Origin of the sequence: Micromonospora sp. NPDC005220, from assembly GCF_040607895.1 — a bacterium.
Taxonomy (GTDB): Bacteria; Actinomycetota; Actinomycetes; order Mycobacteriales; family Micromonosporaceae; genus Micromonospora.
This window is the reverse complement of record NZ_JBEXHP010000234.1, coordinates 1-2,138: the sequence shown is the minus strand read 5'-3', so window position 1 is coordinate 2,138 and position 2,138 is coordinate 1. Positions and strand designations below refer to the sequence as shown.

Here is a 2,138-nt window from a genome sequence, read left to right as displayed (position 1 = left end):
ACTCGGCCCCCCCCCCGGGGGGGTGCTCCCACGACCCCCGCCGGGCCCGCACGGCTGCGCGGGTGCTGCCGGCGCGGCTCGTCGGCTGGTCGTCGAGGCGTTGACCGATACCGATCGACGCTCCTACTATCTGCACCGTGAATGCATATTTGGGCCGGCTCGCGGGCCGGGTCGCCACCGCTCTGGTGGCGGGCGCGGTTGCCCTCCTGGCCTCCGACGACGCTGCCTGGATCACCGGGCAGGCCATCGTCTGCGACGGCGGCGTCTCACTGACCGGCCGGGCCGGATGACGGCGTCGGCGGAGTGTCCGGGGCCGCTGATCAACGGCTGTCTAGACTCGGCGGTGCGTCGGGGGAAGCCGTGGCGGTGAGGGGGCGAGGGCGGATGGACGGGGTCGATGTGGCGGGCCGGGTCGACGGGCGCACCGCCCGCGCCGAGCGGACCCGCGCGGCCATCGTCGAGGCGCACCTCGCGCTCATCTCCGAGGGTGACCTCCGCCCGACCGGGGAACGCATCGCCGAACGGGCCGGCATCTCGCTGCGCACCCTCTGGACCAACTTCAAGGACATGGAGACGCTCTTCGAGGCCAGCGGCGCGGAGGTGCTCCGTCAGCAGGACGCCGCCCACCGGCCGATCTCACCCGCGCTGCCGTTGCCGAAGCGGGTCGACGCGTACTGCCGGCAGCGGGCTCGGCTGCTCCAGCTCATCGCACCGTCGGCGCGGGCCGCCCAGATGCGTGAGCCGGTCTCCGAGCAGCTGCACCGCAACCGTCTCAAGCACATCGAACGGGTCCGTGAAGAGGTCGAGGAGCTCTTCGCCGTCGAGCTGGCCGAGGCCGGGCAGGGGCGGGAGCAGTTGCTCAACGCCCTGGTGACGGCGAGCACCTGGCAGGCCTGGTCGATGCTGCGCTACGGGCTCGGTCTGGGCGTGGACCAGGCCCGCGCGGTGATGTCCCGGACCGTGGGCGCCCTGCTGGCCGAGGTCGCGCCCGACTGATTCCGGCCCGGCCCGATATCGCCCCCTCTTTCCATTCGGTTTCCGATGGGTAACACTGGCAGGCATGGTTACTGCATCAAGAGTGCAACTAACCGTGCTGCGTGGCCGGGACGACGAGTGCCGGGCCGTCCGGAGCCTGCTCGACGGCATGACCAGTGCCGGCGGTGCCCTGCTGCTGCGCGGAGAGCCCGGATCGGGCCGGACGGCGCTGGTCGGCTACGCCCATCGGCACGCCGAGGGTGGCTGCACCGTGCTCGCCGGCAGCGGGCTGGCCGAGGAAGCCGGCCTGCCGTACGCCGGCCTGCAACGTCTGGTCGACCCGGTGCTCGACCGGGTCGCCGTCCTGCCCGGCGAGCAGCGCCACCTGCTGCGGCGCGCGCTGGCCGGGGCGAGCTGCCCGGCCGGACGGCAACTGACGCTGTCGATGGCGGTGCTCGGGCTGCTCGCCGCCGCCGCCCGGGACCGGCCGTTGCTCGCCACCATGGACGACATCGACCGAGGTGACCCACAGACCGCGCAGGTGCTGGCGTTCGTGGCCCGCCGACTGCGGCACCTGCCCCTCGCCGTCCTGCTCACCGCGGACGTCACCGCCAACCTGGACGGGATTCCGGCGCACCGACTGCGCGCGCTGACCGCGCACGAGAGCGCCGGCGTCCTCAGCGACCGGCTCCGTCGACTGACCGAGCGCGAGGGCGTCGACCGCCTCCCCGAGCGGCCCGCCGCGTCGGCAGTGACCGCCCTGGCCACCATCGGCGGGGGCAACCCGCAGGCCCTGGCGGACCTCGCCGAGATGCTCACCGCCGGGCAGTGGCGGGGGGAGGAGCCGCTGCCCGCCGCGCCACCGGCGGATGGAGCGCTCGGTCGCGCGTACCGCGCCCGGCTGGACCGGCTGCCCCCGGAGACCCGACGGGTGCTGCTGCTCGCCGCGCTCGACGACGACGGCGAGCCGGGCACCCTGATCCGGGCCGCGGCGGCCGCCGGCACCGAGGTCGAGGCGCTCGCCCCGGCGGAGGTCGCCGGCCTGGTCCGCGTCGAGCAACGCGATGTCACCTTCCCGCAGCCGCTGGTGCGCACCATGATCGCGGCCAGCGCGCCGCTCGCGGAGCGCCGCGCGGCGCACCGACTGCTCGCCGAGGTGCTGG

Annotated in this window: 3 protein-coding genes; all 3 read left to right on the top strand. The window is 74.7% G+C overall.

Translation table 11 applies throughout. From position 1 onward, the window contains the following. Window positions 1-137: 137 nt before the first annotated feature. Window positions 138-290, top strand: a complete 153-nt coding sequence (locus tag ABZU52_RS32360) for an SDR family oxidoreductase (protein ID WP_354974705.1) — start codon at window positions 138-140, stop codon at window positions 288-290. Window positions 291-384: 94 nt separating this feature from the next. Beyond that, window positions 385-996 carry a TetR/AcrR family transcriptional regulator gene (locus ABZU52_RS32355; RefSeq protein ID WP_354974704.1) on the top strand — a complete coding sequence of 204 codons (612 nt, stop codon included), beginning with the start codon at window positions 385-387 and terminating at the stop codon, window positions 994-996. 82 nt (window positions 997-1,078) lie between these two features. Beyond that, on the top strand, window positions 1,079-2,138 hold a 1,060-nt coding region (locus ABZU52_RS32350), incomplete at its 3' end, for an AAA family ATPase (RefSeq protein ID WP_354974703.1).